This window comes from Mesorhizobium sp. NFR06 (genome assembly GCF_900115245.1).
GTDB lineage: Bacteria > Pseudomonadota > Alphaproteobacteria > Rhizobiales > Rhizobiaceae > Mesorhizobium.
The window spans coordinates 89780-115382 of record NZ_FOVT01000005.1; the positions used below are offsets into that span (position 1 = coordinate 89780).

General features: G+C 63.4%; 27 protein-coding genes and 1 tRNA gene. 9 read left to right on the top strand and 19 right to left on the bottom strand.

Annotation, left to right across the window (positions count from 1 at the left end; all coding sequences use genetic code 11):
• Window positions 1–236: 236 nt before the first annotated feature.
• From F3H96_RS11215 to F3H96_RS31610, 6 genes are all read right to left on the bottom strand, one after another.
• Window positions 237–1295, bottom strand: coding sequence for an alpha/beta hydrolase (locus tag F3H96_RS11215; protein ID WP_149801811.1), 1059 nt, complete (start codon window positions 1293–1295; stop codon window positions 237–239).
• Window positions 1296–1299: 4 nt separating this feature from the next.
• Window positions 1300–1977 (bottom strand): isochorismatase family protein, encoded by a 678-nt coding sequence (locus tag F3H96_RS11220; protein ID WP_149801812.1) that lies wholly within the window; start codon window positions 1975–1977, stop codon window positions 1300–1302.
• Between the two features lie 259 nt (window positions 1978–2236).
• Window positions 2237–3541 carry a Xaa-Pro peptidase family protein gene (locus F3H96_RS11225; protein WP_149801813.1) on the bottom strand — a complete coding sequence of 435 codons (1305 nt, stop codon included), beginning with the start codon at window positions 3539–3541 and terminating at the stop codon, window positions 2237–2239.
• 307 nt (window positions 3542–3848) lie between these two features.
• Window positions 3849–4823, bottom strand: coding sequence for a GlxA family transcriptional regulator (locus F3H96_RS11235; RefSeq protein ID WP_149801814.1), 975 nt, complete (start codon window positions 4821–4823; stop codon window positions 3849–3851).
• Entirely contained in the window at window positions 4820–5059 is a 240-nt protein-coding gene (locus F3H96_RS11240; RefSeq protein ID WP_348530056.1) for a hypothetical protein, read from the bottom strand. Before F3H96_RS11240 ends, F3H96_RS11235 begins: the two co-directional genes overlap by 4 nt.
• A complete protein-coding gene (locus F3H96_RS31610) occupies window positions 4992–5159 on the bottom strand; it encodes a hypothetical protein (protein WP_348530060.1) in 168 nt (55 codons plus the stop codon). The genes F3H96_RS11240 and F3H96_RS31610 overlap by 68 nt, the downstream gene beginning before the upstream one ends.
• Here F3H96_RS31610 and F3H96_RS31060 point away from each other — a divergent pair.
• A complete protein-coding gene (locus tag F3H96_RS31060; protein WP_244619978.1) occupies window positions 5131–5331 on the top strand; it encodes a hypothetical protein in 201 nt (66 codons plus the stop codon). The two genes, F3H96_RS31610 and F3H96_RS31060, sit on opposite strands and share 29 nt — an antisense overlap.
• A gap of 38 nt (window positions 5332–5369) precedes the next feature.
• Window positions 5370–5867 (top strand): GAF domain-containing protein, encoded by a 498-nt coding sequence (locus F3H96_RS11245; protein WP_149801815.1) that lies wholly within the window; start codon window positions 5370–5372, stop codon window positions 5865–5867.
• Here the strand turns inward: F3H96_RS11245 and F3H96_RS11250 are convergent.
• Window positions 5864–6838 (bottom strand): YeiH family protein, encoded by a 975-nt coding sequence (locus F3H96_RS11250; RefSeq protein ID WP_149802037.1) that lies wholly within the window; start codon window positions 6836–6838, stop codon window positions 5864–5866. The two genes, F3H96_RS11245 and F3H96_RS11250, sit on opposite strands and share 4 nt — an antisense overlap.
• Window positions 6839–7257: 419 nt before the next feature.
• On the opposite strand from F3H96_RS11250, the gene F3H96_RS11255 reads away from it, so the two are divergent.
• Window positions 7258–8691 (top strand): aldehyde dehydrogenase family protein, encoded by a 1434-nt coding sequence (locus tag F3H96_RS11255; RefSeq protein ID WP_149801816.1) that lies wholly within the window; start codon window positions 7258–7260, stop codon window positions 8689–8691.
• Between the two features lie 76 nt (window positions 8692–8767).
• On the opposite strand, the gene F3H96_RS11260 is transcribed toward F3H96_RS11255, so the two are convergent.
• From F3H96_RS11260 to F3H96_RS30455, 7 genes are all read right to left on the bottom strand, one after another.
• On the bottom strand, window positions 8768–9214 hold the full coding sequence (locus F3H96_RS11260) for a hypothetical protein (protein WP_244619964.1): 447 nt from the start codon (window positions 9212–9214) through the stop codon (window positions 8768–8770).
• A 274-nt stretch (window positions 9215–9488) separates the two neighbouring features.
• Window positions 9489–9722: a hypothetical protein gene (locus tag F3H96_RS11265; protein WP_149801817.1), complete on the bottom strand. Its 234-nt coding sequence runs from the start codon at window positions 9720–9722 to the stop codon at window positions 9489–9491.
• Between the two features lie 650 nt (window positions 9723–10372).
• Window positions 10373–11503, bottom strand: coding sequence for a site-2 protease family protein (locus tag F3H96_RS11275; protein ID WP_149801819.1), 1131 nt, complete (start codon window positions 11501–11503; stop codon window positions 10373–10375).
• A 178-nt stretch (window positions 11504–11681) separates the two neighbouring features.
• Window positions 11682–12125, bottom strand: a complete 444-nt coding sequence (locus tag F3H96_RS11280) for a hypothetical protein (RefSeq protein ID WP_149801820.1) — start codon at window positions 12123–12125, stop codon at window positions 11682–11684.
• Window positions 12126–12315: 190 nt separating this feature from the next.
• Window positions 12316–13341 carry an acyltransferase gene (locus F3H96_RS11285; RefSeq protein WP_149801821.1) on the bottom strand — a complete coding sequence of 342 codons (1026 nt, stop codon included), beginning with the start codon at window positions 13339–13341 and terminating at the stop codon, window positions 12316–12318.
• Window positions 13342–13967: 626 nt separating this feature from the next.
• Window positions 13968–14234, bottom strand: a complete 267-nt coding sequence (locus tag F3H96_RS11290; protein WP_149801822.1) for a hypothetical protein — start codon at window positions 14232–14234, stop codon at window positions 13968–13970.
• Between the two features lie 153 nt (window positions 14235–14387).
• Entirely contained in the window at window positions 14388–14534 is a 147-nt protein-coding gene (locus F3H96_RS30455) for a hypothetical protein (RefSeq protein ID WP_188131354.1), read from the bottom strand.
• On the opposite strand from F3H96_RS30455, the gene F3H96_RS11295 reads away from it, so the two are divergent.
• Window positions 14533–14997, top strand: coding sequence for a hypothetical protein (locus tag F3H96_RS11295; protein WP_188131355.1), 465 nt, complete (start codon window positions 14533–14535; stop codon window positions 14995–14997). The two genes, F3H96_RS30455 and F3H96_RS11295, sit on opposite strands and share 2 nt — an antisense overlap.
• Before the next feature lie 67 nt (window positions 14998–15064).
• Here F3H96_RS11295 and F3H96_RS11300 read toward each other — a convergent pair.
• Together F3H96_RS11300 and F3H96_RS11305 are read right to left on the bottom strand one after the other, a co-directional pair.
• Window positions 15065–15138, bottom strand: a tRNA-Gln gene (locus F3H96_RS11300).
• Window positions 15139–15280: 142 nt separating this feature from the next.
• Window positions 15281–16213 (bottom strand): YbhN family protein, encoded by a 933-nt coding sequence (locus tag F3H96_RS11305; RefSeq protein ID WP_149801824.1) that lies wholly within the window; start codon window positions 16211–16213, stop codon window positions 15281–15283.
• A gap of 284 nt (window positions 16214–16497) precedes the next feature.
• Between F3H96_RS11305 and F3H96_RS11310 the strand changes: the two genes are divergently transcribed.
• Window positions 16498–17829 (top strand): Ppx/GppA phosphatase family protein, encoded by a 1332-nt coding sequence (locus F3H96_RS11310; RefSeq protein WP_149801825.1) that lies wholly within the window; start codon window positions 16498–16500, stop codon window positions 17827–17829.
• A gap of 34 nt (window positions 17830–17863) precedes the next feature.
• Entirely contained in the window at window positions 17864–18559 is a 696-nt protein-coding gene (locus F3H96_RS11315; protein ID WP_149801826.1) for an RlmE family RNA methyltransferase, read from the top strand.
• A gap of 102 nt (window positions 18560–18661) precedes the next feature.
• Here F3H96_RS11315 and F3H96_RS11320 read toward each other — a convergent pair whose 3' ends face one another.
• On the bottom strand, window positions 18662–20083 hold the full coding sequence (locus F3H96_RS11320) for an MFS transporter (RefSeq protein ID WP_149801827.1): 1422 nt from the start codon (window positions 20081–20083) through the stop codon (window positions 18662–18664).
• Window positions 20084–20436: 353 nt separating this feature from the next.
• On the opposite strand from F3H96_RS11320, the gene guaB reads away from it, so the two are divergent.
• The 3 genes from guaB to F3H96_RS11335 are packed head-to-tail and all read left to right on the top strand — an operon-like array spanning window position 20437 to window position 22967.
• Complete coding sequence (guaB, locus tag F3H96_RS11325; RefSeq protein ID WP_149801828.1) at window positions 20437–21939, top strand: IMP dehydrogenase; 1503 nt, start codon at window positions 20437–20439, stop codon at window positions 21937–21939.
• A gap of 43 nt (window positions 21940–21982) precedes the next feature.
• Window positions 21983–22531, top strand: a complete 549-nt coding sequence (locus F3H96_RS11330) for a hypothetical protein (RefSeq protein ID WP_244619965.1) — start codon at window positions 21983–21985, stop codon at window positions 22529–22531.
• 16 nt (window positions 22532–22547) lie between these two features.
• Window positions 22548–22967 carry an MAPEG family protein gene (locus F3H96_RS11335; RefSeq protein ID WP_149801829.1) on the top strand — a complete coding sequence of 140 codons (420 nt, stop codon included), beginning with the start codon at window positions 22548–22550 and terminating at the stop codon, window positions 22965–22967.
• Between the two features lie 44 nt (window positions 22968–23011).
• Here F3H96_RS11335 and rnd read toward each other — a convergent pair whose 3' ends face one another.
• Together rnd and F3H96_RS11345 are read right to left on the bottom strand one after the other, a co-directional pair.
• Complete coding sequence (gene rnd / locus F3H96_RS11340) at window positions 23012–24163, bottom strand: ribonuclease D (protein ID WP_149801830.1); 1152 nt, start codon at window positions 24161–24163, stop codon at window positions 23012–23014.
• A gap of 175 nt (window positions 24164–24338) precedes the next feature.
• Complete coding sequence (locus F3H96_RS11345) at window positions 24339–25565, bottom strand: MFS transporter (protein WP_149801831.1); 1227 nt, start codon at window positions 25563–25565, stop codon at window positions 24339–24341.
• Window positions 25566–25603 lie beyond the last annotated feature (38 nt).

Below are 25603 nucleotides of genomic sequence, written 5' to 3' on the forward strand. Positions count from 1 at the left end.
GGTGCCGCCATGGGCGGGTGCCGATGCGATCGCCGGGCGCCGGCGCCTGCCAAAGCGATGATAGGTCTGCTTTCCGCCGCGAAATGTTTGGTTTTCCGCAGTTCTTGTGCGCTGTTCCGCAGGGGAACGCCCAATCTCCCCCCTTGTGGGGGAGATGTCCGGTAGGACAGAGGGGGGCGCTGTCCCGCCAGCGTATCAGCCGATCAGAGCTGCCTTCTCGGGTTGATTTTGAGCGATCAAGATTCCGGAAGGCCGCGATCCTTAAAGGCCGCGATCCTTCGCGCCCCCTCTGGCCTGCCGGCCATCTCCCCCACTTGGGGGGAGATCAGCGCTTCATCGCTGGCGCCTAGCCATGCGATGTCGCCAATGATCCTGGCAAACGCCGCCGCCGCGCGCGGTACGCTTGCGCGGGCGCGCAGAAAACTGTGCACCAGGCGTGGCTCCTCCCGCCACACGGCTCGCCCGCCGGCCGCCAGGATGCGGTCGCGATAGGCCTCGCCGTCCGACGATAAGGGATCGCATTCGGCGCTGACGACGACCGTCGGCGGCAGGCCCGAGAAATCGCGGTCCTTGAGCGGCGAGAAGGTCGGGTCGTCGGGCGACTGTCCGGGCGCCGAGCGGATGCGGCGGTAGAATTCGACGTCGGCGAGCGTCAGCAGCGGTGCGTAGGCATGCTCGATATAGGAACGGCCGCTCTCGTCTCCGCCGAGGCCGGCATAGACCAGCAACTGGCCGATGGCACGCCTGGAATGACGCCGCGTCGCATGCGCCACCGCGGCGGCGAGATTGCCGCCGGCGCTTTCGCCGCACAGCACGATCGGCAGCGGACTCGTTGCCGCGACCCACTCGAACGCGGCAAGCGCATCGTTGAAGGCGGCGGGGTGCAGATGCTCCGGCGCCAGCCGGTAGTTCGCCGAGACCACTTCGAAGCCGGTGCCGGCGCAGATTTCGGCGCAGATGTCGTCATGGCTGTCGAGATCGCCGAGCACAAAGCCGCCGCCGTGATAGTAGACGACGACCGCGGCGCCGACCGCGCTCGCCATGCGGTAGCGCCGCACCGGAACGGCGTGCGCCGCCGTGGTGACGAGGCCGTCGCTCACGTCCACCCCGTCCGGACGACCCTGATGGAATGCCGCGCACATTTTGTCATAGACCGCCCGCTGTTCCGCGATCGGCGCGGCCACGATCTGTGGCGGATACCAGCTGTTGACCTCGTCGATGTAATCCCAGAGCCCAGGATCGAGCCGGTCGGCATATTTGCCGCGGCTCGCCGGATCGGTTGGCTCGCCGGCCATCGCGTCAGAGCCCTGCGTAGAGCCGCGCCGCGTTCTCGAAGGTGAAGCGCAGCGGCACCGAGCCCTCGACCTGCCACACATTCACCGTGTCGCCGCCCATCAGCCGGCAGGCGTCGAGCGTGTTGGTGACGGCGCCGCCATAGAGCCGGTTGGCGAGGTTGAGGATGCCGGTCTGGTGCATGGCGGCGCTGGCGCTGCCGCAGGCATCCTTGACCAGCAGCACACGAAAACCGCGCGCCACGGCGTCCTTCACCGTGGCGTCGACGCAGGCCTCGGTCCACACACCGGCGATGACCAGCCATTCGATGCCGGAGGCCTTGAGCTTGTCGGCGAAGTCGTTCCTGCCGAAAGCGCTCGCTTCCCGCTTGACCAGCATGGCTTCGCCGTCTTGCGGCGCCACCTCATGGCAGATCGCCGTCAACGGATCATCCTTGTCGGAGAAGGCCGACTTGCCGGTCTGGTCGACAGGGTGGAACGGCCGCGCCTCGGCGAGGTCGACGATATAGGCCCAGTGGTAGAGCGGCACGAAATTGCGCCGCGCCGCCTCCTGCAGGCGTTGGACATTGGCCAGGATTTCGGCAAAGCCCTCGACCAGATAGCGTTTGTCCTTGCGATGCTCCTCCTGGAGATCGATGAACAGGGCGGCCACCGTGCCGTGCCGGATGGAGATGGGTGTTTTCATGCGGATGCCAGAACTTCGTCATTCCAGGGCGAAGCAGCCGCGCAGCGGCGTAGCGAAGACCCTGGAATCCATGCCGTTACCTTGCTCGAGGATTGCTGCCTAACAGAATTCCGCACCGTGGCGAAGCCGAGACGGAACGGAATGGTCTGCGCCGCGTCGCTGCGCTCCTTGCTTCGCCCTAGGATGACGACTTCATGTATGCCGCAGCCAATCTCGAAGCTCTGCGATATTGCTCCGAGGTCATTGGTGGATATCGGCGTCAAACCTGCGGCTCCAAAAATTCATCCTCGTAAGGAAAGCGCGAGAGCAGTTCAGTTCCCGTTTCGGTAATGAGAATCTCGTCTTCCAGCTTGACACCCTCGCGGCCGCCTTTCTCGCCGATATAGCTTTCCACGCTCACCACCATGCCGGGCACGATGATGCCGTCGCGGCCATAGGTCTCGTAGTCCATCGCGTGAGCGATAAACGGCGTTTCGCCATGCATGCCGACGCCGTGCATCACCGAGGTATAGCGCTGGTCGACGAAGCGATCCGGGATCTTCCAGGCCTTCTCGGCGATCTCGCGGAAAGCCATGCCGGGCTTCACGATCCCGATGTTGTGCTGCACCTGGTCGTGCGCCATGCGGTAGAGCGACTTCTGGTAGGGCGTCGGCTTGCCCGGCCCGCAACGGAAGGTGCGCGAGAAGTCGGAGTAATAGCCGTAGCAGCCGATCGTGTCGGTATCGAGCGCCAGGAGTTCGCCCGGCCTGATCTTGCGGCCGCTGGCCTCGTTGAACCACGGGTTGGTGCGCTGTCCCGAGGTCAACAGCCGCGTCTCGATGAACTCGCCGCCTTGCCGGATCACCTCGCCATACATGATGGCGAAAAGCTCGTTTTCGGAGACACCCGGCTTGATGGCCTCGCGCACGGCGGCGACGGCCGCCTCGGCGCCGGCCATCGACACCTGCAGGCATTTCACTTCCTCCGGCGTCTTCACGGCGCGGACGGCAAGAATCTCGCCCTGGCAGTCCTTCACCTCGCAGCCGCGCTTTTCCAGCGCCAGCGCCTGCAGATGGCTGCAGCGGTCGAGGCCGAGCTTCATCGAGCCGCCGCCATGCTTCTTCAGAAGCTCGGCGATCTCATCGGCGAACGGCCCGGCGGTCTCGTCGTCGCGGTCCGACACCGAGGACCAGACGAGCTTGGACGGCCGCGCCTCGTCGATCGTGTCGAGCACCATCGAGACATGGTAGCTCTGCGGGTACTCGAACAGCACGATCGGGCCGTCGGTGGGGATGAAGAAGTAGCGCGTCGAGTTGCGCAGGAAATAGCCGAACATGTTGCGCGAGCCGGTGGCATAGCGCTGGTTGTACGGATCGAACAGCACGACGCCGCCATAGCCCGCCTCGCGCATCCAGGCGCGCAGCTTGGCCAGCCGGCCCTTGCGCAGGGCGTCGGCATCGATGAAGGACGGCTCGGTGTCGGACAGCCACATGCCGCCGGCCGGATCGGCCGCCGCCGGATGGCGCATGCGGTCCTTGAAGTCCACATCCTCGGTGCTGTCGGGATCGAAAACGACGATGCTCATGGCGGCTCTCCTGTTCCGGCGAAGATAACCGGGCAGGATTTGGAGCTTGTGCGGCATTCCGCAAATGTTGTGCTGAGTGCCGCTGCCGATCACGCAACGCCGCGATCCTTCGCGCCTCCCTCTGTCCTGCCGGACATCTCCCCCACAAGGGGGGTGATTGGATGTCGCGCAGGGCTTCGCCAATTTGCAACGTCGAAAGCGAGAGCCGGCGCCGAAGCTGCCATCTCCCCCCTTGTGGGGGAGATGGCCGGCAGGCCAGAGGGGGCGCTGTCCCGCCAGCGTCTCACCGCGCCAGCGCGCCCGGCACCTAATGCCGCCGCATCGCTTTCGGCGCGTGCCCATGCTCCTCGCGAAATGCCCTCGCAAAGCTCGACATCGAAGCAAAGCCGCAGGCCAAAGCCACGTCGCGCACCATCAGCGTCGAATGCGCCAACAGGTCGGCCGCGCGCTTCAGCCGCAGCCGCCGGTAATAGCCATTGGGCGAAATCGCCAGCTCGGCGCGGAAATTGCGCTCGAGCTTGTCGGGCGATACGCCCAGACGCTCGGCAAGCTCGGCCATGCCGAGCCGCTCCTCGACCGCGTCCTCCATGATGGCGATGGCCGATAGCACCAGCTCGTTCTGTACGCCGGTGCGCAGGCGCAGCGGCATCAGCTTGCGGTCGACGCTGGAGCGCAGCGGGCTGTGCACGAACCATTCGGCGACGCCCGCCGCGAGTTCGGCGCCATAATCCTGCGTGACGATCTCGAGCATCATGTCGAGGCTGCCGACGCCGCCGGCCGAGGTAAAGCGCTTGCGGTCGATGACGAACAGATCGCGCCGAAGCTCGATGTCCGGGAAAGCCTCGGTGAAGGCCGCCTGGCTGGTCCAGTGCAAGGTGCAGGCATGGCCGTCGAGCAGGCCGGCGCGGGCGAGGAAGAACGCCGCGTCCGCCACCGCGCCGATATGCGCACCATTGCGCAGGCTCTTGCGGATCCAGCCCATCGCTTCGTCGGCGACGACATGGTCCGCGTCGCCGCCGGAGCACACCACGATGCGATCGACCTTCGGCGCATCGGCCGCCGAAAAGCCCGGCTGGATGACGACGCCGTTGGAGGCCTCGACCGTGCCTTGATCGGCGCCGACGATCACCCAGCGATAGCATTCGCGCCTGGCAAGCACGTTGGCGGCGCGCAGCGGCTCGATGACCGAGGAAAAAGCCATCATCGGAAAGCCGGGAAAGACCAGCACCGCGAAGGTGAGGGGCGCTTCGCTCGTTTGCTTTGCCTGGCTCCGCGAATTCATGGCCTGCGGCCATAGCGCGGCAGCACGATATCGGCGGTGAGCGGCGCCAGCACCATGCCGGTTGCGAGGTCGGGGTTTAGCCAGATCATCTCTTCAATCTCGGCCGCCGGAACCGGGTCGCCGGTGATGGTGAGTTCGAACAGCTCGGCCTCGACATGGGCATCCGGCTCATTGGCGGCACGCGCCGAGAAGGAGCCGAGATGCCAAGCATCTGCCGGATCGACGGCGACGCCCAACTCCTCCCTGCAATTCACGCGCAAGCGCAACGGCGGGCAGTTCACCCGGCTCGATCTTGCCGCCGGCCTGCATGAAGGAACTGGTGCCGCGTTTGCGCACCAGAAGCAACCTGCCGCCATCGTCGCGAATTACAGCGGCGGCGATCCGGATCGTCCTGGCCTCGACCGTGCCGGTTCCGACCATGCTGGCCCCGACCATGTTGGAACGGCTGGAAGTCATGATAGGCTGTTTCCCGGCGGCGGTTTTGGTGGCAGACAGGGGTGAACTGTAGCTGGCCGTGCGGTCGGCGTGCAACGGAGAGTCGACACGATGTTTGCGGCAACCGCCATCGACACAAGCAACAAGCCGGCCTTCTACAATGAGTTGGCGACGCAGCTGAAAGCGTTGCTGGAAGGCGAGGGCGACTCGATCGCCAACGCCGCCAACACCGCGGCGCTGATCTACCAGATGGTGCCCGACCTCAACTGGGCGGGCTTCTATTTCCTTCAGTCCGACGAGGAACTGGTGCTGGGACCTTTCCAGGGTAAGCCGGCCTGTGTTCGCATTGCCGTCGGCAAGGGGGTCTGCGGCGCCGCCATCGAGCTCGACATGTCGATGCTGATCAAGGACGTCCACGAATTTCCCGGCCACATCGCCTGCGATGCCGACTCGCGCTCGGAGCTGGTCGTGCTGTTGCGCGACGCCGACGGCGTGTTCGGCGTGCTCGACCTCGACAGTCCGCTGCCCGGCCGCTTCGACAAGGAAGACCAGGCCGGTATCGAGAAGCTCGCCGCTATCTATGTCGCGGCGAGTTCGTTCGAGGACTAGGCGAACTTCACCAGTATCAGGCTGAAGCAGCCGATGAACAGGAAGGCCGAGAAGGCCAGCATCAACGGCCGCAGGCCGCGCGAGCGCAGCTGGGAAATGTCCGCCTGCAGGCCCATCGCGGCAAGCCCCATGGTCAGCATGACCTGTGCGGCCAGGGCGATCGCGGCATGGACCTGAGTGGGGATCGCGACCAGGCTGTTCAACGCCACGATCGCGACGAAAGCCGCGACGAACCATGGCATCGGCGGCTTCGCGGCTGAAGCATCCGGGCTGCCGCGGCGCGCCATCAGGCCGAGCGCGATGACCATGGGCGCCAGCATCGCGACACGCGTCAGCTTGGCGACGGTTGCCGTCTCGCCGGCGAGCGTGCCGTTCTGGAAGCCGGCGCCGATCACCTGCGCCACCTCATGGATCGAGGCCCCTGCCCAGAGACCGAACATATGCTGGTCGAGCCCTAGAAACGGCGCAAGCAGCGGAAAGCCGAGCATGGCGACGGTTCCGAACAGCGTAATCGCGGCGACCGCGTAAGTTACGTCCTCGTCGCGCGCGTCGGTGACGATGTTGGTGGCGACGATCGCCGAGGCGCCACAAATCGATGTGCCGGCGGCGATCAGCTGCGCCAGCTTGGCGTCGACGCCGATCAGCCGGCCGAGCGTGACCGTGAACAGGAAGGTGGCGCCGAGCGTTGCGGCGACGATGCCGACGCCGCCGAGGCCGATGCCCGCCACCTGGCCGAGCGTGAGCTGGAACCCGAGCAGCACGATGGCGAAGCGCAGCAGGCGCCTTTGCGAAAAGGCGATGCCGGCCTTGGCATGGGCGGGAAGGCCAAGCACGTTGGAATAGACCATGCCGGCGACGACCGCCAGGATCATCGGGCTGAACAAGGTCAGGCCGGAGAGGTTGCGCGCCGAATAGGCGACTGTCGTGATCATCGCAACCAGGACGATGCCCGGCACGATGCCGGCCCAGATCGAGGGAAGCGCAGGGGTCTCGGAATTGGCCGAATTCAGGCTGTTTGGAAGATCGTTCGCAGTGGCGGGCAGGAAGGACAATTGAATTCTCCAGGCACTCTCGCCGCCGAAATGCCATTCCAGAACTAATCTTTCCAACGAATTATTCGAGTTATAATGATCGATTTTTCCGAACGGATTAGCTTGATGGGATGGGGCGTGCCGGGGTTGCGACGCGCTTTTAAGTCTATGTTCGACGCATGTCGTTTTCCCAAAACCGTTGCATTCCATGGGGCGATATGTGTTGGGAATTGAAATCCGACGCGCGGGCTCAACCAGCCACGCTTGCGTTTGACACGACATCCCCTGCATCGTTACCTCTGACCATACGACGATCACCTCACCACAATCGAGCACAGCGGCCCGCAGGGAGCGAAACCATGTCACACGATCTGCAGTTCTATATCGACGGCGCCTGGGTCGATCCGGTTGTGCCGAATACCCTTGATGTCATCGACCCGTCCAACGAGGACGCGTTCGCGCAGATTTCGCTGGGCAGCAAGGCCGATGTCGACAAGGCCGTGGCCGCCGCCAGGCGCGCCTTCGCCACCTTCGGCTTCACGTCGGTCGAGGAGCGGCTCGACATCCTCAACCGCGTCATCGAGATCTACCAGAAGCGCAGCAAGGACCTGGCGCTCGCCGTCTCGCGCGAGATGGGCGCGCCGCGTCAGATGGCGCTGGACAGTCAGGTCGGCGTCGGCCAGGCGCATCTGCAGAAGATGGCGGAAGTGTTGAAGACCTTCCAGTTTCGCCACCTCAAAGGTTCCTCGCTGATCGTCAAGGAGCCGATCGGCGTCGTCGGCCTGATCACGCCGTGGAACTGGCCGCTCAACCAGATCACCTGCAAGGTCGGCCCGGCGCTCGCCGCCGGCTGCACGATGGTGCTGAAGCCGTCCGAGATCGCGCCGCTCGACGCCATCATCTTTGCCGAGATCATCGACGAGGCCGGTGTGCCGAAGGGCGTCTTCAATCTCGTCAACGGCGACGGCCCAGGCGTCGGCCAGGCACTGGCCAGCCATCCCGATGTCGACATGATGTCGTTTACGGGCTCGACCCGCGCCGGCATCCTGGTCGCCAAGGCGGCGGCCGATACGGTCAAGCGCGTGCATCAGGAGCTTGGCGGCAAGTCGGCCAACATCCTGTTCCCGGATGTCGACCTAGCAAAGGCGGTCGCCAAGGGCGTCGCCGGCTGCTTCAGCAACAGCGGTCAGTCCTGCAACGCGCCGACCCGCATGTTCGTGCCGCGCGACCGTCACGACGAGGCTGCCGGCTACGCCCGGACGGCGGCGGAAAAATTCACCGTCGGCCCGGCCGATGCGCCGGGTTCCAAGCTCGGTCCGGTGGTCAGCCAACTGCAGTTCGACAAGATCCAAGGCTTGATCCAGAGCGGCATCGACGAAGGCGCCACCCTGGTCGCGGGCGGCCCCGGTCGCCCGGCCGAGCTCAACCGTGGCTACTATGTCCGCCCGACCGTCTTCGCCAACGTCACGCACGACATGCGTATCGCCAGGGAGGAGATTTTTGGGCCGGTGCTGTCGATCATGCCTTACGACACCGTCGAGCAGGCGATCGAGCAGGCCAACGACACCGTCTTCGGCCTTGCCTCCTACATCCAGGCCAGGGACATCGAGAAGGCGCGCCAGGCCGCCGCCCGCATGCGCTCCGGCAATGTCTACATCAACTACCCGACCTGGGACGCGGGTCTCCCCTTCGGCGGCTACAAGCAATCCGGCAACGGCCGCGAATACGCCGAATACGGGCTGGAGGATTTCCTCGAGATCAAGGGCATCGCGGGGTATGAAGCGGCGGAATAGGCTTTACCTGTTCGCAGCTGGCAGCAATCGTCGCCGCTGTAAATCGGGGAAGGGCGCGGCCATGGCCGCGTCCTTGTCATTTGGATTTCATCCGGCGGGCGAAATGCTCATACGTCATTCGCCATGGCTCGCTGTCGGCGGCTCTTTCCTCGCCGATCCAGTGAAAGCTGTCGGCAGTGATCTCGGTGAACCGCCACCGGGTTTGCATTCCGCGTGAGTCATCGCCGACCTGGACGATGTCCTCACCCTCGGCCCGCCCGATCTGGCGCGCGTAATCCTGGTTGAGCGGATCGCTCCAGATGATGTGCCAGCCACCGATCGCGGGATCGAAAACGCGCAAAGTCGTGCCGTACATTGTGGAGGGCGCCGGGCGCTTGGGCCTGATCCAGAGATCTTGTATGGCGCGGCCTTCGAGCACCCAGCCAAAGTGGCATTCTCCATCCCATCTCTGGATCGTGCCGTCTTCGCGGTGGTGGACCGTGTCCATATCCCAGCTTCCGATCAGCCATGCATAGAGGTCCATGTCTTTCGCCCGATCCGCGGAGGGACCTTCAGATCCGAGGGCAGCAAGGAACGGGGACATTGTGCTCGTCATGTTTTTCTCCAAGGGATCGGCCTGCAGCGACAAGGCGCTGGAACATTGCCGCCGCAATCGTTGCAGCGTTGCGGGTTCCGGGTCTTGGGAAAAATTGCTGTAATGCCCGCGATGAACGCGACGAGCCGGCTGGCGGACGTCATCTGCGCCGGCCAGGCGATCATGCCGGGGAGCCGATTGCGCGCGGCGATCGTGCGCAGTCTTACCCGTGTCTTGCCTCGATGATCCCGACCATTGCCCGAGTAAATTCGACCATGCTGTTTGCCGTGATGGCTGCATCGTCGGGGCTCTGGCCGATATACTCGGCAGCTCCGCAGCATGAACGCCGGATGCGCTCGTAGTGCAGGTCTCTTTCATCGTCCGGCAAGCTTGCCAGATTCAAGGCTCGACTTTGAAGCATGCGCAACAACTGCGCCAGCGCTGTTTCGACACTCATGCGTTCATCTCCGCACCGGTCGGGCGTCTCGGCACGTCAGGGCCGGATCGTCGATCAGGGGGCGGCTCTCGCCCCGGCCCCTGCAAGGCTGCGCCATAGCCGTTAATATATCGTTGATCGCTAATATGGCGCGCAACTGGCGGGATGTTCCAAGAGTGACGGGCTACACCTGCGCGGGTGATCTTGGTCACAGTACGATGGAGCGTTTCGTATAAGCTGTGTGCGAAAGGGGGTGTCACATCGCCTTCTTGATCAGGGGGACCACGATGCCTTTATCGACTGACCTGCACGACAAGAACCTCGCGTTTCAATGCCAGTACTGTTCTGAAACGATCGTCAGGAAGGGCTCCTGGATCAAGAGCGTCAGAACCTTCAGGTGCGAAGCTTGCCAAGCCGAAGTCCGCATGACCTATGGGAACAAGGCGGCAATCTTCGAACGCCACCGGCACTTGGCCGTGCCGCCGCCCGGAACCAGACGTCGCGGATAACCCTGTCGGCAAATGCCGTATTGCCAATGATCCCGCTGTCCCGCCCAGTTCAGCCGTGACTTCAAACGACATTTCCGTCGCACGGCATTGTCAGAGATGGGTCCTAGCCGGCCTTATCGGCCAGATTGTCGGAAGCCTTGCATTTGCCGAGAGGCTACTTGCTCATATCTGCGCGGAGTGCGGCTTGCCCCGGCGCAGATGGCCAAAGCGGAAGGCACCTGGAACGGCTGAGCGGACCATCAGCATCTCGCCAATATTTTCGTAAGTTATGAGGCCCACCAGACGATCGGCGTTATCCATAACGGCGACGGCCGGCACGTTAGCATTGCGCATGAGCCGCAGGCCTTCCTCCAGGCGTTTGCGGTAATGTATTTTCGGGATGTCTGTCCTTATTGCATTCGCAACCGATGCTGCAGGTCCTTTTTCCTTCAATGCGCGGATCATGTCGTCGCGTGTTACCAACCCGTCGAAATGGCCAGCGGAATCGATAACGGGGAATTCGTGCTGGGTGGTGGCGAGCAGCATTTCGACTGCCTCATCGAGCGTCGCCGACCGTTCCAGCCGGATGAACTCGGTAATCATTACATCGCCGACGAGGACGCTTGTGGCCATTTCGCGCATTAGTGCGTTCTGCGCTTCCGCTGCCGCTGCGAGATAAACGAAGATGCCGGTGAAGATCAGTAGCGGACTGTAGAACAGTCCCACGAAACCAAGCACGAATGCCAAACCTTGCCCGATCGTGGCAGCGACTTGGGTTGCGCGGGACCAGGAAAGGCGTGCGGCAAGGGCTGCGCGGAGGATACGGCCGCCGTCCATTGGGAACGCCGGAATCATATTGAATAGGACGAGGAATATGTTGACCCCCGCGAGCCGTGCGAAAAAGCTCGTGTGCGGATCCTCGATTCCGGCCATTTGTGAGAAGCCTGCCGAGCCGCCAAGCAGGACGAAGATCAGCGCTGCGATCGCAACGTTGACCAGCGGGCCGGCGACAGCAATCACAAACTCTTGCCGCGACTCTTCCGGCATGCGTTCGAGCCTGGCTACGCCGCCGATCGGCAAAAGTGTAATGTCCGGTGTTGCGATGCCGAAGTAGCGTGCCGCGGCGATGTGGCCGAATTCATGCAGGACCACGCAGGCAAAGACGGCAACGATGAAGGCGACGCCTTCCCAGGCCGCCGGCGCGCCGCCGATCTGATAATGCGTTAGCCAAATCCAGACAAGAAGGAGCAGAAAGGTAAAATGAACGCGCACGGTCGTGCCTGCGATCGTCCCTAGATTCAGCGACCAGCCCATGTTTACCCACTCCGAGAGGCCTCACCCTTCACCATAGGCCGCGGCGGGAACCTTGCAATCGTCCACAGGTCTTTAGGCGTTTATCGCTCGTGGTCGCCCGGTAGACTGAGCGGATGAAAGAGACGTCGCCATGCAGAAAGAACTCGCCGACCAGCGCCATTCCAAGGCCGATGCCACATTACCACAGTGACTCAAATAGTCCTTTGGAGATCGTTTCCTCGTAGCATTTGTCTGAAAAGCCAGGATGACCCTGGCGGAGCCTGTCGACGGCCTCCGTATGTGTAAGTCGCCTTTCGCGCAGATCATCGCCGGCTTGGTAGGCGTCCTTTAAAAGTTCGCTCACCAGGCGAATTGCGTCGTTGATTTCGCCCTTCGAAAAGCGATCCCCCAAGACACCTAAGTCAATAGGAGGCGGCCGCTCAGCGGGTGGACCGAACCGTCGGCTAAAGTCGTTGTAATAAGTAATTGCAAACGCTGCATCTAACAGCTTAGCGCTGAGCGCCTCTGTCTTAACCTTGGCTCGGGCGGCAGATCGTTGTCGATGGATATCTTTCTCTTCCATAGTCGCCGGCGATCGAACGACAATGGCGTCATGGGCCGAGGTCTTGTTGTGCAGGATCAACGGGCGAGTTGACAACCAATTCAATAGGAGCGCGCACAGTCCGCAAAAGACTATGAAAACCAAATCAACAGCTATCTTAATCGTGATTATTGATATTTGAATTCCCCCCAATCCCCAGCATTGCGCAGCGCGCGGCCCTCCGCAAGTCCGGCTTGCCAGTGCATTGAATTCAAGATGACCGAAATCTGCATCATGCTGCCTGGCCGGGAAGCTCTTGGCTGATCGCTAGGGGCCTGCGCCGGATTTCGAAGGCCAGCGTCACCGCGATCGCGACCGTGGCCACCAGGGCGGCACCGGCAGCAGGATGAAGGCCGGTCCAAAACGAGACCAGTATGACCGGAAAGTGCGTGGCATAGAGCGGGTAGGACAGTGCGCCGGCCCAGGCAGCCCATTGCGTGCGCGGCAAGCTGAGTGACGCCCGAACGATGAAGGGACAAGCGGCCAACGCCGCGATTTCGAATACGGCATTGGTCAATGCGATGCCGAGCAGGATCACTAAGGCAACCACCGCTGCAATAGGATGGTGTCCGAGCGGGGCATCGCCATAACGGCGGAACATCCAGATGCCGACGAGGTAGCAGGTCAACTCGCGCGGAATCAGCCACAGGATCGACACGATATCGGCCCCCCAATACATATGGCCTTCAGCGGCGCCGGCGGCTAGGACGCCGCACAGCCCTGTCAGCACGAGAAGCCGCGCATTGGACAGTCTCGCAAAGATCGCGCCATGAAGCGCGTTGGCGACGATCTCCACAAACACCGACCAAGCCGGGACGTTCAAGGCGAATGCATGCGGACCGCCGGCCGGCAGAAACAACAGGATCAGCAGGTAGGCCGCCGTCATCGGGATTGACGGGCCAAGCATGGCGGCCGTCACAGCCAGTCCGATCGTCGAGCCGATGGCAAGCGGAAGGAACAGGCGGCGATATCGTAGACCGATAAAGCCAAGCGTTGTCAGCCCGTCTCGCAAGCGATCCTCGTAGGTCCTGGTCATGACGAAACCGGACAGGATGAAGAACAGGTCGACGGCCACCGAATAACCGATGGGAACGGCCGGGAGGTGGTAGGTCTCTGCCAAATGGAAGGTAGCCACGGCTAAAGCCGCGACACCGCGAAGAGCGTCCAGCCCGTAGAGCCGCCCCGCCATCAAATGGTAATGCCTTCGCGCTGGCAGATCATTCAGAACACTTGCGGATTGAATGTCAGTGCCGCCCATCCCCGCTCACACGTTGACCAGAGGCAAATTGCTGTTGCGGGGGCCGGTGCAGACTGGCAGTCACCAAGTATTGCAAGGCCGGCAACAGTCGCAATTGCGTGTCTACCCACCCCCAACCCCTCCACAAGGCGGCATAAGCATCGTCTAATATTCGATATTTGGCAAGGTAGTCGTTAATGCCCGCAAAGCCCATATCGTCGAGGCTGCCTAAGCACGTGCTGCTTCAAGGAGATGTCGCGTTCCGCAGCACCGACCCTGGGCCACCGCTCGACAAGGTCTACCAGACCGTTAAGGTGCGAACCGGCGGTTTGCAATGCAATGCGATATGGAATTGAAGGAATTGGCAGGCTTTGTCACTCGAGAGCCCGTTGAATTTCCTTGAGAATTTTCTGGCTGGGGAACCTGGTTCGAACCAGGACTAACGGAGTCAGAGTCCGTGGATTCTGCAGCCAAATATCTGATGTTTATCGTGCAAAATCAAACGGTTGAGATAGGGTAGGGCGGTCGCCTGTGACGCGCCTTTCTACTAGCCGTTTCCCTTGATTTCCAACGGCTACAACAGACTATCGGCAACTCCACGCGACATGACTGCGACATGAAAAAGGCCCGGTAGCCGAAAGCTGCCATCAATAGCCAATTGGGATCCACGGATCGGTGTCGTACCCTAGGTGATGGTCCAAGAAATTTGCGGCCTGATTTGACGGACGCGCAACAACCACCGTGCCTGTAGATTTGCAATCCAGTTTCCGTGCCGGCTTGCTGCTGCCAGCCTTCATATGAGCTGTAGAACACGAGGTTGCAGCCTGAGCGGTCGCCACCTTTTTCTTCTCTTTCGCAACAGCTGCTCCGGTGGCGGCCAATACCATTGCTACGCCAAAGACAACGAGTTTCATTGAAACGCCCTCAAACCCTGCACATCCGAAATGATTGCGCCTGCGTTAACGCCACGTCAACTACATGTTGTCCGCAACGACGGAGCATATTGCCGGTAAAAAAAGCCCGCCACCGTGAGGCAGCGGGCCGTCTGGGCAATTTGCACACTCGGATCAGCCAGCCCTACGGCACACGGCTGCATTGGCTACCCTCACGAGAATGAAGCCTACTTCATGATTGACCTTGATCCGGTATGGGCCGCCGTGAAGGTGATTCATCTTCTCGGCAATGATCTGCGCCAGCACCTCTACCTCCAGCATGCATTTCTCTGCCTCGGCTTCGCCTGCAAGTGCGATCTTGTGGAACGGGTTATTCGCCATAGGCCGGCACCTCCGCCATATCGCCCGCATCGCGTTCCCCAACGGCGAGGGGAATATCGAATTTCATGCCAACATCGTGACGCGCGGACTGCAGCCTCCACAGGTCGCGGCCGGCCTCACGGTGCCGGCGATAGATCGGAGTGGCAAGCCGAAGCTCGACAAGGAAGGCAAGCCGGTGCTGGTGGCGAAATACACGGGCCTTCACGCCCTTCGGCATTTCTATGCCATTTGGCTGCTCAACCCTAAGGATAAGGGTGGCATGGAATTGCCAATGAAGATCGTGCAGGAGCGGATGGGCCATTCGAGCATCGTCATGACCGCCGACACTTACGGTCATCTGTTCCCTAGCACCAACGATCAGGAGGCCTTGGCAGCGGCCGAAAAGGCATTGCTGGGCGCTTGACGCGACACAAACGCAACATGGTCGCCATTCTGGCAGATCGAGGTACAGCTAAGTGGTTGATTTTGTTTGGCTGGGGAACCTGGATTCGAACCAGGACTAACGGAGTCAGAGTCCGTGGGTCTACCGTTAACCTATTCCCCAGCAGGCGCGATTGGCATCGCGCGAAGCGGGCGGCTGTGTGCCGCGAGCGCTGCCTTGTAGCCGCCATCCGAAAATAGTCAAGCCCGCAGCTGGGATCAACGCAGGCTTTTTGCCTGGCGCTCCGCAGGCCGCTCGCAAGCCTTCAGCCTTCGCCGCGGCTGTATTGCGAATGTTCGAAAAAGAGGACGAGGCACAGGCCGATCAGGAGCGGGATGATGAGATAGAACAGGCGGAACACCAAGAGGGCCGCAAGCACGCCCACCGGGTTCATGTCGGAAAGACCGGTAAGGAAGACGACCTCGAACACGCCGAGCGCGCCCGGCGCATGCGACAAAAGGCCGATCGAGAACGACACCATGAACACGCCGAGCACGACGAAATAGCCGGGATTGCCGGCTTCCGGCAACGCGAAATAGATGATCGCGGCGGCCGCCAGCAGCTCGACCGGGCCGATCAGCAACTGCCGCGCCACGATCGGCAGCGCCGGATAATGCAGCTGGAAGCTGCCGATCTTCAGCGGTCTGAGCCGCAGCCAGCTGCCGAAGGCATAGGCGCCGACAAGGATAAGCATGGCGAGCCCCGCGGCAAAGGCGGCGCCATGATGCGGCGCGCCCGTGAAACGATCGATGATCTGAGGTTCCAGCGTGAGCACGAGGCCGCCGAGGAAAACGCTGGACAGGATGAAGGTGAACCAGCAGATCGCCACCAGCACGCCGACCTCCTGGCCGGTCAGCCCCTTCGTGGCATAGGCGCGGTAACGGATCACCGCGCCGGAAAACACCGAGCCGCCGATGTTGTGCGACAACGCGTAGGTGGTGAAGGAGCACAGCGTGACGAACAGCCACGATACCTTCTTGCCGATATGCAGCAGCGCGATGTGGTCGTAGCCGGCGAGCGAGGCATAGGCGACGACTGCGCTCAGCGCGGCGAGCACCCAGCCGCGCGGCGCGATGGCGGCGATGCCGGCCCGGACGTCGTCGAGCGAAATGCCGCGCAATTCGTGAACGAGCAGCCACAGCGAGAACGCCACGGCCGCGATGCCTATGACCGGCCAGAAATAGCGGCTCCAATTCATGGCGTCGTCATCATGCGTTGCAGCTCATTCGTCTGGATAGCCCCGTTTCGCCCGCATACCGTCATTTCTGACATGCCCGATTGAAGCCGGCTATTCAACCGGCAAGACATTGCCCCTAGGTGACGCCGGCGAAATGCGGCGTCGGCAAAATGTGATGTCGGCAAAATTCGGGCCATGCGCTCTTGGTGATTGCCGAACGCACTGCTACTCTGTTGCCAACTTGAAACAAATCGAGGTGCCTGCTGCGTCCGTTTCCGGTTCGCGCGGCGCCGGAAGGACCTGAAGTGGAAGACCACGACACCGGCGCGGGCGCGTCGGCAGTGGGCATGTCGGGGGCGTCGCCGACGGACTCGGCGGGGCCGGCCGCGGCGCGATTCAGCCGCCACGCGGGCGCGCATCAAAGACATGCCGAGCATCACGGCGAACAGCAGAAGGGCAAGACGCGCAAGCGGCGCAAGCGCAGGCGCGGTCGCAAGGTGTTCGCGCGCGACGAAAATGGCACGGCGCCACCGCAATCGCTGCCGGGCGCCGCGCAGCCTGCCCTGCCGCCGGCGGCAACAGCTGCTCCTCAGCCGAAGCCGCCATTCCAGGCGGCGCCGCGTCCGCCGCAGCAGGAATTGCCGGTTTTCGCCGCGCTCGACCTCGGCACCAACAATTGCCGGCTGCTCGTCGCCGTGCCGGGCCGTCACGGCCAGTTCCGCGTCATTGACGCCTTCTCGCGTATCGTCAGGCTGGGCGAGGGGCTGACGGCCAGCGGCCGACTCGGCCAGGCGGCGATGGACCGCGCGGTCGAGGCGCTGAAGGTCTGCGGCGAGAAGCTGCGCAACCGCAAGATCAGGAAGGCCAGGCTGATCGCCACCGAGGCCTGCCGTTCGGCCGCCAACGGCATCGAATTCCTCGCTCGGGTCGAGCGCGAGGCCGGGCTGAAGCTCGAGATCATCGATCGCCAGACCGAGGCCCGCCTTGCCGTTTCCGGCTGCGGTTCGCTGGTCGAGCGCGACACGCAAGGCGTGGTGCTGTTCGACATCGGCGGCGGCTCGTCCGAAATTGCGCTGATCGACCTGACCGGCCGGCGCTCGCCGCGGCTTGCCAACCACATTGTGTCGTGGACGTCGCTGCCCGTCGGCGTGGTGTCGCTGGCCGAGCGCTTCGGCGGCCGCACGGTGACGCGCGAGACCTTTGCCGCCATGGTCGAGGACGTGGCGGCGCGGCTGAAGGTCTTCGACGGGCGCGACCGGCTGGCGCATGTGCTGGCCAGCCCGAACTTTCATCTTCTTGGCACCTCCGGCACGGTGACGACCTTGGCCGGCGTGCATCTCGATCTCGAGCGTTACGACCGCAGGCGGGTCGACGGCCTGTGGATGGATCGCGACAGCGTCGACCGCATGGTCGAGAAACTCATCGGCTGGGATTTCCAGCAGCGCTGTGCCAACCCCTGCATCGGCGCCGACCGCGCCGACCTCGTGCTCGCCGGCTGTGCCATCCTGGAGGCGATCCGCGGCGTATGGCCGTCCGAGCGGCTGCGCGTCGCCGACCGCGGCCTGCGCGAGGGCATCCTCAGCGAACTGATGGCCGATGACGGCGTCTGGCGCAATGACGGCGGACGCCGCGCATGACTTTGGCAGAGATCATGCGCAAAAGAGGACGGCCATGACGAAGAAGCCGGAAAGGCCAGGCTCCGCCGGCATGCGCGTGCTCAAGACCAGGATCAAGAAAAAGAGCGGCTTGAAAGAGTCTTCGCGCCGCTGGCTCGAGCGTCACATGAACGATCCTTATGTGCAGCGCTCCAAGGCCGATGGCTATCGCTCCCGCGCCGCCTACAAGCTGATCGAGATCGACGACAAGCATCACCTCCTGAAACCCGGCATGAAGGTCATCGACCTCGGCGCCGCTCCCGGCGGCTGGTGCCAGGTGGCGGCCGCGCGGACGAAGTCGACTGCCGAGAATCCGCACGTCGTCGGCATCGACTATCTCGAAATGGACGCGGTGCCGGGGGCGCCGGTGCTGCTGATGGATTTCCTCGATCCCGACGCGCCACGGAAACTTGCCGAGGCGCTTGGCGGCCAGCCGGACGTGGTGCTGTCCGATATGGCCGCACCTACCACCGGCCATCGCCGCACGGATCATCTGCGCACCATGCATTTGTGCGAAGTCGCGGCCGATTTCGCGCTGCAGGTCCTGAAGCCCGGCGGGCATTTTCTCGCCAAGACGTTTCAGGGCGGAGCCGAAAACGAGCTCCTGTCACGGCTGAAGCAGAATTTCCGCTCGGTCCATCACGTCAAGCCGCCGGCCTCGCGCGATGAATCGGTGGAGCTTTACCTGTTGGCGAAGGAATTCAAGGGGTGAGAAGCGGTCCGCGTTAGCGGACGAAAAGCCAATTGCTTGGCTTTTCGAGCTTCGAACGCCCTGAGCCTGCGAAGGGCCGGCGGCCGCCGAAAGAAGAAGCGCTCATTTCCCCGCGGTCCCCACCGTCTCCAGCGTCTTCGGCGTGGTCAGCCTCCCATGCCCCGACACCGCATTGCCGGCGTCCGGCGCCAGGCGCATGAATGTGATCGACGCCGCTGCGGACACTGCCGCGACGATGAAGAAGGCGATGTGGAAGTCGCGCAAGGCCAGCGGCCCGCCATGGATCGAGGTCGACACTTCGAGGATGCCGCCGGCCAGCGCCACGCCGAGCGCGATCGACAATTGCTGGAAGACCGCCGTGATCGGAGTCGCCTTGCTGGTGTCGGCGGGCGTGATCTCGGCATAGGAGAGCGCGTTGACGCCGGTGAAGAACATCGAGCGGATGAAGCCGCCGATCAATAGTATCGCCAGCATCAGCGCATAGGGCGTCTGCGGCGTGAACAGGCCGTAGATGGCGATCGAGGCGGCCGCGACGAGCGAGCCCCAGATCAGCACCCGGCGGAAGCCGGCGAGGCGGAAGAGCAGCGCGGTCACGAACTTCACGCCGATGGCGCCGATCGCCGACACGAAGGTGATCATTCCAGACTGGAAGGGCGTCAGCCCGAAACCGATCTGGAACATCAGCGGCAGCAGGAACGGCACCGCGCCGATGCCGATGCGAAACAGCGAGCCGCCGAGCACCGAGGCCCGGAAGACCTGGTTGCGGAACAGATCCAGCGCCAGCAGCGGGTTTTCGGCACGCCGGGCATGTATGAGATAGAGCGCGCCCGAGACCACGCCGACGGCGACGGTGATGAAGCCCGCCATTGGCGGCAGCGCCGGCAGGCTGACGACGGAAAGGCCGAAAACGACGCCCGAAGCGGCAAGCCCGGAGAGCACGAAGCCCGGGAAATCGAGCGGCGGCGTCTCGGCGGGCTCCGTCTCCGGCAGATAACGGGTGGCGAGCCACATGCCGATCAGACCGATCGGTACGTTGATCAGAAAAATCCAGTGCCAGGTAAAATAGGTGGTGATGAAGCCGCCGATCGGCGGACCGACCAAGGGGCCAACCAGTGCCGGCACGGTCAGCCAAGACATTGCCGCGACCAGCTCGTTCTTCGGCGTGGCGCGCACCAGCACCAGGCGCCCGACCGGCGTCATCATCGCGCCGCCCATGCCCTGCAGAAAACGCGACACCACGAAAGCCGGCAGCGAATTGGCGAAGGCGCAGGCGACCGAGCCGGCGATGAAGACGCCGATCGCGGCGCGAAAGACGTTCTTGGCGCCGAACCTGTCAGCCATCCAGCCGCTGATCGGAATGAAGATCGCCAGAGACACCAGATAGGCCGTCAGCGCCAGCTTCAACGCGATCGGGCTGGTGTGGATGTCGACGGCGATCGCCGGCAGCGACGTCGCGATCACGGTCGAATCCATGTTCTCCATGAAAAGTGCGACCGCCAGGATGAGCGGAATGATGCGGTTCAAGGGAGATGCCCTGACTTGTCTGCGCGAATCTCAAGCCTGGCTTGGGGGCGAGCCGGCACGCCAGGGCGGTTATCATGCCTCGGCCCGGATGTCGCATTAAATTGCTGTCACTTTTGTGCGATTGCAACCATTGGTGGCGCAACTTGTAGGTGCCGGAAACTGGCTCGCGACGCTTACGAGGACTAACGGTAAGGTCGCGATGCCGCGAAACAGCAACCCGGCACGTCGCGCAACGACCGGCTTTTCTTCCGTCCCGGGACGTGTTACCAGCCAGCGCCAATCCTGAAAGGGAAGATGAGAGTCGGCGCTGGCCAATCGGCCCAGCGCCTTTTCCGCATTCAAAAGGACTGGCCATGGCAAAAATCATCGAAACGTCCACCGGCGCGCTGGCGCTGACCTTCGACGACGTGCTCCTGCAACCCGGCCATTCCGAAGTGATGCCGGGCGAAACCGACATCCGCACCCGCATTGCCGGCGACATCGATCTCAATGTGCCGATCCTGTCGGCGGCCATGGACACGGTCACCGAAGCGCGGCTGGCGATCGCCATGGCGCAGGCCGGCGGCATCGGCGTCATTCACCGCAATTTCTCGCCGGCCGAGCAGGCCGAGCAGGTTCGGCAGGTGAAGAAGTTCGAATCCGGCATGGTGGTGAACCCCGTCACCATCGGTCCCGACGCAACGCTGGCCGACGCGCTGGCGCTGATGCGCAACCACGGTATTTCGGGCATTCCGGTGGTCGAGAATGGCGGCACCGGCGGTCACACCGCCGGCCGTCTCGTCGGCATCCTCACCAACCGCGACGTGCGCTTTGCCTCCGACCCGGCGCAGAAGGTCTACGAGCTGATGACGCGTGAGAACCTGATCACGGTCAAGGAGAATGTCGATCAGGACGAGGCCAAGCGCCTGCTCCACAGCCACCGCATCGAGAAGCTGGTGGTGGTCGACACGAAGGGTAATTGCGTCGGCCTGATCACCGTCAAGGATATCGAGAAGTCGCAGCTCAACCCGCACGCCACCAAGGACGCGCAAGGCCGGCTGCGCGCCGCCGCCGCGACCAGCGTCGGCGACGACGGCTTCGAGCGCGCCGAGCGCCTGATCGACGCCGGCGTCGACCTGCTTGTCATCGACACCGCGCATGGCCATTCGCAGCGCGTGCTCGATGCAGTCACCCGGGCGAAGAAACTGTCCAATTCCGTGCGCATCCTGGCCGGCAATGTCGCCACCGCCGATGGCACGCAGGCGTTGATCGATGCCGGCGCCGACGCCGTCAAGGTCGGCATCGGGCCTGGTTCGATCTGCACCACCAGGATCGTCGCCGGCGTCGGCGTCCCGCAGCTCTCCGCGATCATGTCGGCGGTCGAGACGGCCAGCAAGGCCGGCGTGAGCGTCATTGCCGATGGCGGCATCAAATATTCGGGCGATCTCGCCAAGGCGCTCGCCGCCGGCGCCGGCGCGGCCATGATCGGCTCGCTGCTCGCCGGCACCGACGAGAGCCCGGGCGAGGTCTATCTGCACCAGGGCCGCTCCTTCAAGGCTTACCGCGGCATGGGTTCGGTCGGCGCCATGGCGCGCGGCTCGGCCGATCGTTACTTCCAGGCCGAGGTCCGCGACACCTTGAAATTGGTTCCTGAGGGCATTGAAGGGCAGGTTCCCTATAAAGGACCTGTGGCTGGCGTGCTGCACCAGCTTGCGGGCGGCCTGAAAGCCGCTATGGGTTATGTGGGTGGACGTGACCTTGCAGACTTCCGCGAACGCGCCACCTTTGTGCGCATATCCAACGCCGGACTTCGTGAAAGCCACGCCCATGACGTCACGATCACCCGCGAAAGCCCCAATTACCCGGGCGGACTTTGATCGCGAAGCCGATCGGCCCGACCGCCAAAGGCTGTGGCATGGCTTGAGTGTGGCGGTGCTGCGGCTGTCGCGGCATGCGGCGGCGCTCTCGATCGCCTCGGTTGCGCTTTTCCTCGTCATGACGGCGCTGGAGTTTCTCTACTTCCAGCGCCTGAGCGGCGGACTGGTCTCGCTCGACATGCGCGTCGCCGGCTTCACGCCCGACGAAGGCATGGCGTGGCTCACCGCGCTCGGCCGGCGCAGCGGCGAGATCATAATCGTCTGGCACTACCTGACCTTCGACCTTTTGTTTCCGGCGCTGTTGTCGCTGACGCTGGTCAGCCTGATCGTTCTTCTCGGGCGGCGGCTCAGCACGTTCCGCGCCATGCCGGCGCAGCTGCAGGCATTGTTCTCGCTGGCGCTGGTGCTTCCCTATGCCGTCGCCGACTATGCGCAGAATTTTACCGTGGCGCGGCTGCTGTCCGATTTTCAGTCGGCCAATCCCGATTCGCTGGCCTTCGCCTCTTCGCTGACCGTCACCAAATTCGCGCTGCTGGCGATCCCGTTCTTCGTCATCGCGGTGTTCGCGCTCGCCGGGCAGCGGCGACGCTGACGGAAGGAGGCGGCACATGCGCCAGACCGCCATCTTCTGGCCGATGCTGGCGCATGTGCTCCTGGTCTACATCGTCTACCTGGTGATGCTGAAGCGGCGCTATCTGGCCGTGAGGTCGGGCGAAGCCAAGATCAGCCAGTACAAGGTCCGCTCCACCGAGCCGGGCACGAGCGTCACCGTCGCCAACAATTTGATCAACCAGTTCGAGCTGCCGGTTCTCTTCCACGTGCTCTGCCTGGCGTTGTTCGTCACCAACGGCGTGAACTATCTGACGCTGGTGCTGATGTGGCTCTTCATCGTCACGCGCTATGTCCACGCCTTCGTGCATCTCAACAGAAACCATGTGCTGCACCGCAGCCGCGCCTTCTTCCTCGGCGCCGGCATACTTCTGGTCGCCTGGATATGGTTCGCGCTGCACCTGCTCGGCGTGGTGTGAGAGGCGTCTTCCCTTCTCACACGGGTGAGAAGGAGAAGAAGGCGCTACAGATCGAAAACCGCGATGCGGCGCTTGTCGAACTTGATGCCGATCTCGCCGCGTACCAATCTTAGCGCCTGCTCGCCGAAAACAGCGCGCCGCCAGCCCTGCAGGGCCGGCACGTCGGCTTCGTCGCCTTCGGCGGCGATGCGGTCGATGTCGTCGCTGGAGGCAAGCACCTTGGGAGCGACGCCTTCTTTCTCGGCGACGATCCTGAGCAGCACCTTGAGCAGTTCCGATGCCGCGCTCGAACCCTCCGGCGGCTGCACGCTCTTCGGCAGTTTCGGCATCGCGTCCTTGGGCAAGGCAAGGGCGGTGTTGACCGCGCCAAGCAGCGCCGTTGCCGTCGCGGAGCGCTCCCAGCCTTTCGGCGTGGTGCGCAGCTTGCCGAGTGCTACAGCCTCGCGCGGCGCCTGCTGCGCGATCTCGTAGATCGCATCGTCCTTGAGCACGCGGCCGCGCGGCACGTCGCGCTCGCGCGCCTCGCGCTCGCGCCAGGCGGCGACCGCCTGCACGATCGCCAGTTCCTGCGGCTTGCGCAGCCGCATCTTCAACCGCTTCCAGGCGTCCTCCGGATGCGGATCGTAGGTCTCGCGCGAGGTCAGGACATCCATCTCCTCGTTGAGCCAGTGCGCGCGATCCTCGCGCTTCAGCTCGGCGCTGAGATGCCGGTAGACCTCGATCAGATGGGTGACGTCGGCAAGCGCGTATTCGAGCTGCTTGTCGGAGAGCGGCCGGTGCCGCCAGTCGGTGAAGCGCGAGGACTTGTCCAGCCGCGCTCCCGTGACCTTCTGGACGAGCTGGTCATAGGAAACGCTGTCGCCGAAGCCGCAGACCATTGCCGCCACCTGGGTGTCGAACACCGGATGCGGCACCAGGTTGCCGAGATGGACGATGATTTCGATGTCCTGTCGCGCCGCGTGGAAGACCTTCAGCACCGCTTCATTGGCCATGAGCCGGAAAAACGGTTTCAGGTCGATGTCGGGCGACAACGGATCGATAAGCGCCTCAATCCCAGGCGCGGCGATCTGGATCAGGCAGAGGATCGGCCAGAAGGTCGTCTCGCGGATGAATTCGGTATCGACGGTAACGAATTCCGACTTTTCGAACGCCGCGACAACGCTCTCGAGTTCTTCTTGTGTGGTGATGACGTGCATCAAATCGCTTTTGGCACAATATCAGGGCTCTTTCAATTTCAGCCGCACGCGCTTTCGTCAAGTCGCCGCGGCGTAAGCGGTGGCCCGATCGTCGGGTTCTCCCGTGCGAAATCGCACCGGTGCCCTTCAAGCGGTCGCGGTCCGCTCCGCTAAGCGGCGTTACTGGGCGAGTCGTTCACGCCTCATAGGCCCGCGCTGGTACCCTTTCTCCCGTCGAGCCGGATCCTGTCCCTTCCGGTACGGTGTTCGACGACGGCCGCCGGCCGAGCGCGCCAGCCGCCAGCAGGCTGATCGCGATGAACGGAATGCCGATGCCATAGGCCGAGCGGATACCCCAGTGATCGGACACGAAGCCGAGCAGCGGCGGACCGAGCAGGAAGGCGACGAACGAGATCTGCGACAAAGCCGCGACATTGATCGCCGCGGCACGGTCGGTGCGCTGCGCCGCCGCCGAGATTGACAGCGGAAAGATGGCGCTGCTGCCGATGCCCAGAAGCGCAAAGCCCAGCATCGAGATGAAGGGCAGGGGCGAGAAGAAGACGATGAGCACGCCGACAACCATTGTCGCCAGCAGCACGCGCGCCACGCCGCTCGGCGAGTGGCGGTCGACAAAGCTGTCGGCGAAGAAGCGTGTCGTCGCCTGCGAGAAGGCGAACAGCGCCACCGTGAAGCCGGCGACGAGCGGCCCGGATTCGAATACGCTGCGCATATAGATCGCCGACCAGTCCATGCTGGCGCCTTCCATCAGCATGGCCGACAGCGTCACCACGACCAGGACGAGAATCGGCAGCGTCGGCCGGGCAAACATCGGCGGCTTGCCGCCGGTCGCGGCGAAACGGGCCGGCGCCGGTTCGAAGCCGCCGAGGAACAGCGCCATTGCAACCGCCACCATCGGCACGACCAGCGCCAGATGCAATTGCGGCGACAGGCCGAGATGCGCCAGCGCGCCGCCGAACAGGCCGGCCCCGAAAAACCCGATGCTCCAGAACGAATGCGCGCGGTTCATGATGCGACGCTGGAGCATGAACTCGGTCCTGTCGGCCTCGACATTCAGGATGATTTCGATGCTGCCGATCATCAATCCGACCGGGAGCAGCATCAGGAAAAGAGCGGCCGGGCCCGGCGCGTGCACCGCAGTTGCGTAGACGAGGGCAAGCAGCGGCACCAGCCAGAGCAGCGCGCGGCGAAAGCCGACACGCTCCAGGATTGGTGTCGCCAGTGTCAGCGCAATCAGGGTGCCGATCGGCGTTCCGATCAGGGCGAGGCCGAGCGTGCCGTCCTCGATCTCCATGGCGCGCTTGATGTCGGGCAGGCGCGGGAAGATGTTGCCCATGGCGAAGGAATAGATCGCGAAGCCGGCATAGACGCGGTGCTGGGGGGCGAGTTTCAGGCCAAGGGTCATCACGGGCAATCCAGCAGGGGGTTCGGCTGGCGGCCTCT

Coding starts and splice junctions, on each gene's coding strand:
- F3H96_RS30455 (WP_188131354.1), bottom strand. CDS start 14,534: ATGCTGGAGGTAGAGGTGCTGGCGCAGATCATTGCCGAGAAGATGAAT.
- F3H96_RS11305 (WP_149801824.1), bottom strand. CDS start 16,213: ATGAATTGGAGCCGCTATTTCTGGCCGGTCATAGGCATCGCGGCCGTG.
- F3H96_RS11220 (WP_149801812.1), bottom strand. CDS start 1,977: ATGAAAACACCCATCTCCATCCGGCACGGCACGGTGGCCGCCCTGTTC.
- F3H96_RS11235 (WP_149801814.1), bottom strand. CDS start 4,823: ATGAATTCGCGGAGCCAGGCAAAGCAAACGAGCGAAGCGCCCCTCACC.
- F3H96_RS11345 (WP_149801831.1), bottom strand. CDS start 25,565: ATGACCCTTGGCCTGAAACTCGCCCCCCAGCACCGCGTCTATGCCGGC.
- F3H96_RS11225 (WP_149801813.1), bottom strand. CDS start 3,541: ATGAGCATCGTCGTTTTCGATCCCGACAGCACCGAGGATGTGGACTTC.
- F3H96_RS11295 (WP_188131355.1), top strand. CDS start 14,533: ATGCATTTCTCTGCCTCGGCTTCGCCTGCAAGTGCGATCTTGTGGAAC.
- F3H96_RS11255 (WP_149801816.1), top strand. CDS start 7,258: ATGTCACACGATCTGCAGTTCTATATCGACGGCGCCTGGGTCGATCCG.
- F3H96_RS11260 (WP_244619964.1), bottom strand. CDS start 9,214: ATGGACCTCTATGCATGGCTGATCGGAAGCTGGGATATGGACACGGTC.
- rnd (WP_149801830.1), bottom strand. CDS start 24,163: ATGCACGTCATCACCACACAAGAAGAACTCGAGAGCGTTGTCGCGGCG.
- F3H96_RS11285 (WP_149801821.1), bottom strand. CDS start 13,341: ATGGGCGGCACTGACATTCAATCCGCAAGTGTTCTGAATGATCTGCCA.
- F3H96_RS31060 (WP_244619978.1), top strand. CDS start 5,131: ATGAAGGAACTGGTGCCGCGTTTGCGCACCAGAAGCAACCTGCCGCCA.
- F3H96_RS11315 (WP_149801826.1), top strand. CDS start 17,864: ATGACGAAGAAGCCGGAAAGGCCAGGCTCCGCCGGCATGCGCGTGCTC.
- guaB (WP_149801828.1), top strand. CDS start 20,437: ATGGCAAAAATCATCGAAACGTCCACCGGCGCGCTGGCGCTGACCTTC.
- F3H96_RS11265 (WP_149801817.1), bottom strand. CDS start 9,722: ATGAGTGTCGAAACAGCGCTGGCGCAGTTGTTGCGCATGCTTCAAAGT.
- F3H96_RS11335 (WP_149801829.1), top strand. CDS start 22,548: ATGCGCCAGACCGCCATCTTCTGGCCGATGCTGGCGCATGTGCTCCTG.
- F3H96_RS11215 (WP_149801811.1), bottom strand. CDS start 1,295: ATGGCCGGCGAGCCAACCGATCCGGCGAGCCGCGGCAAATATGCCGAC.
- F3H96_RS11275 (WP_149801819.1), bottom strand. CDS start 11,503: ATGGGCTGGTCGCTGAATCTAGGGACGATCGCAGGCACGACCGTGCGC.
- F3H96_RS11290 (WP_149801822.1), bottom strand. CDS start 14,234: ATGAAACTCGTTGTCTTTGGCGTAGCAATGGTATTGGCCGCCACCGGA.
- F3H96_RS11245 (WP_149801815.1), top strand. CDS start 5,370: ATGTTTGCGGCAACCGCCATCGACACAAGCAACAAGCCGGCCTTCTAC.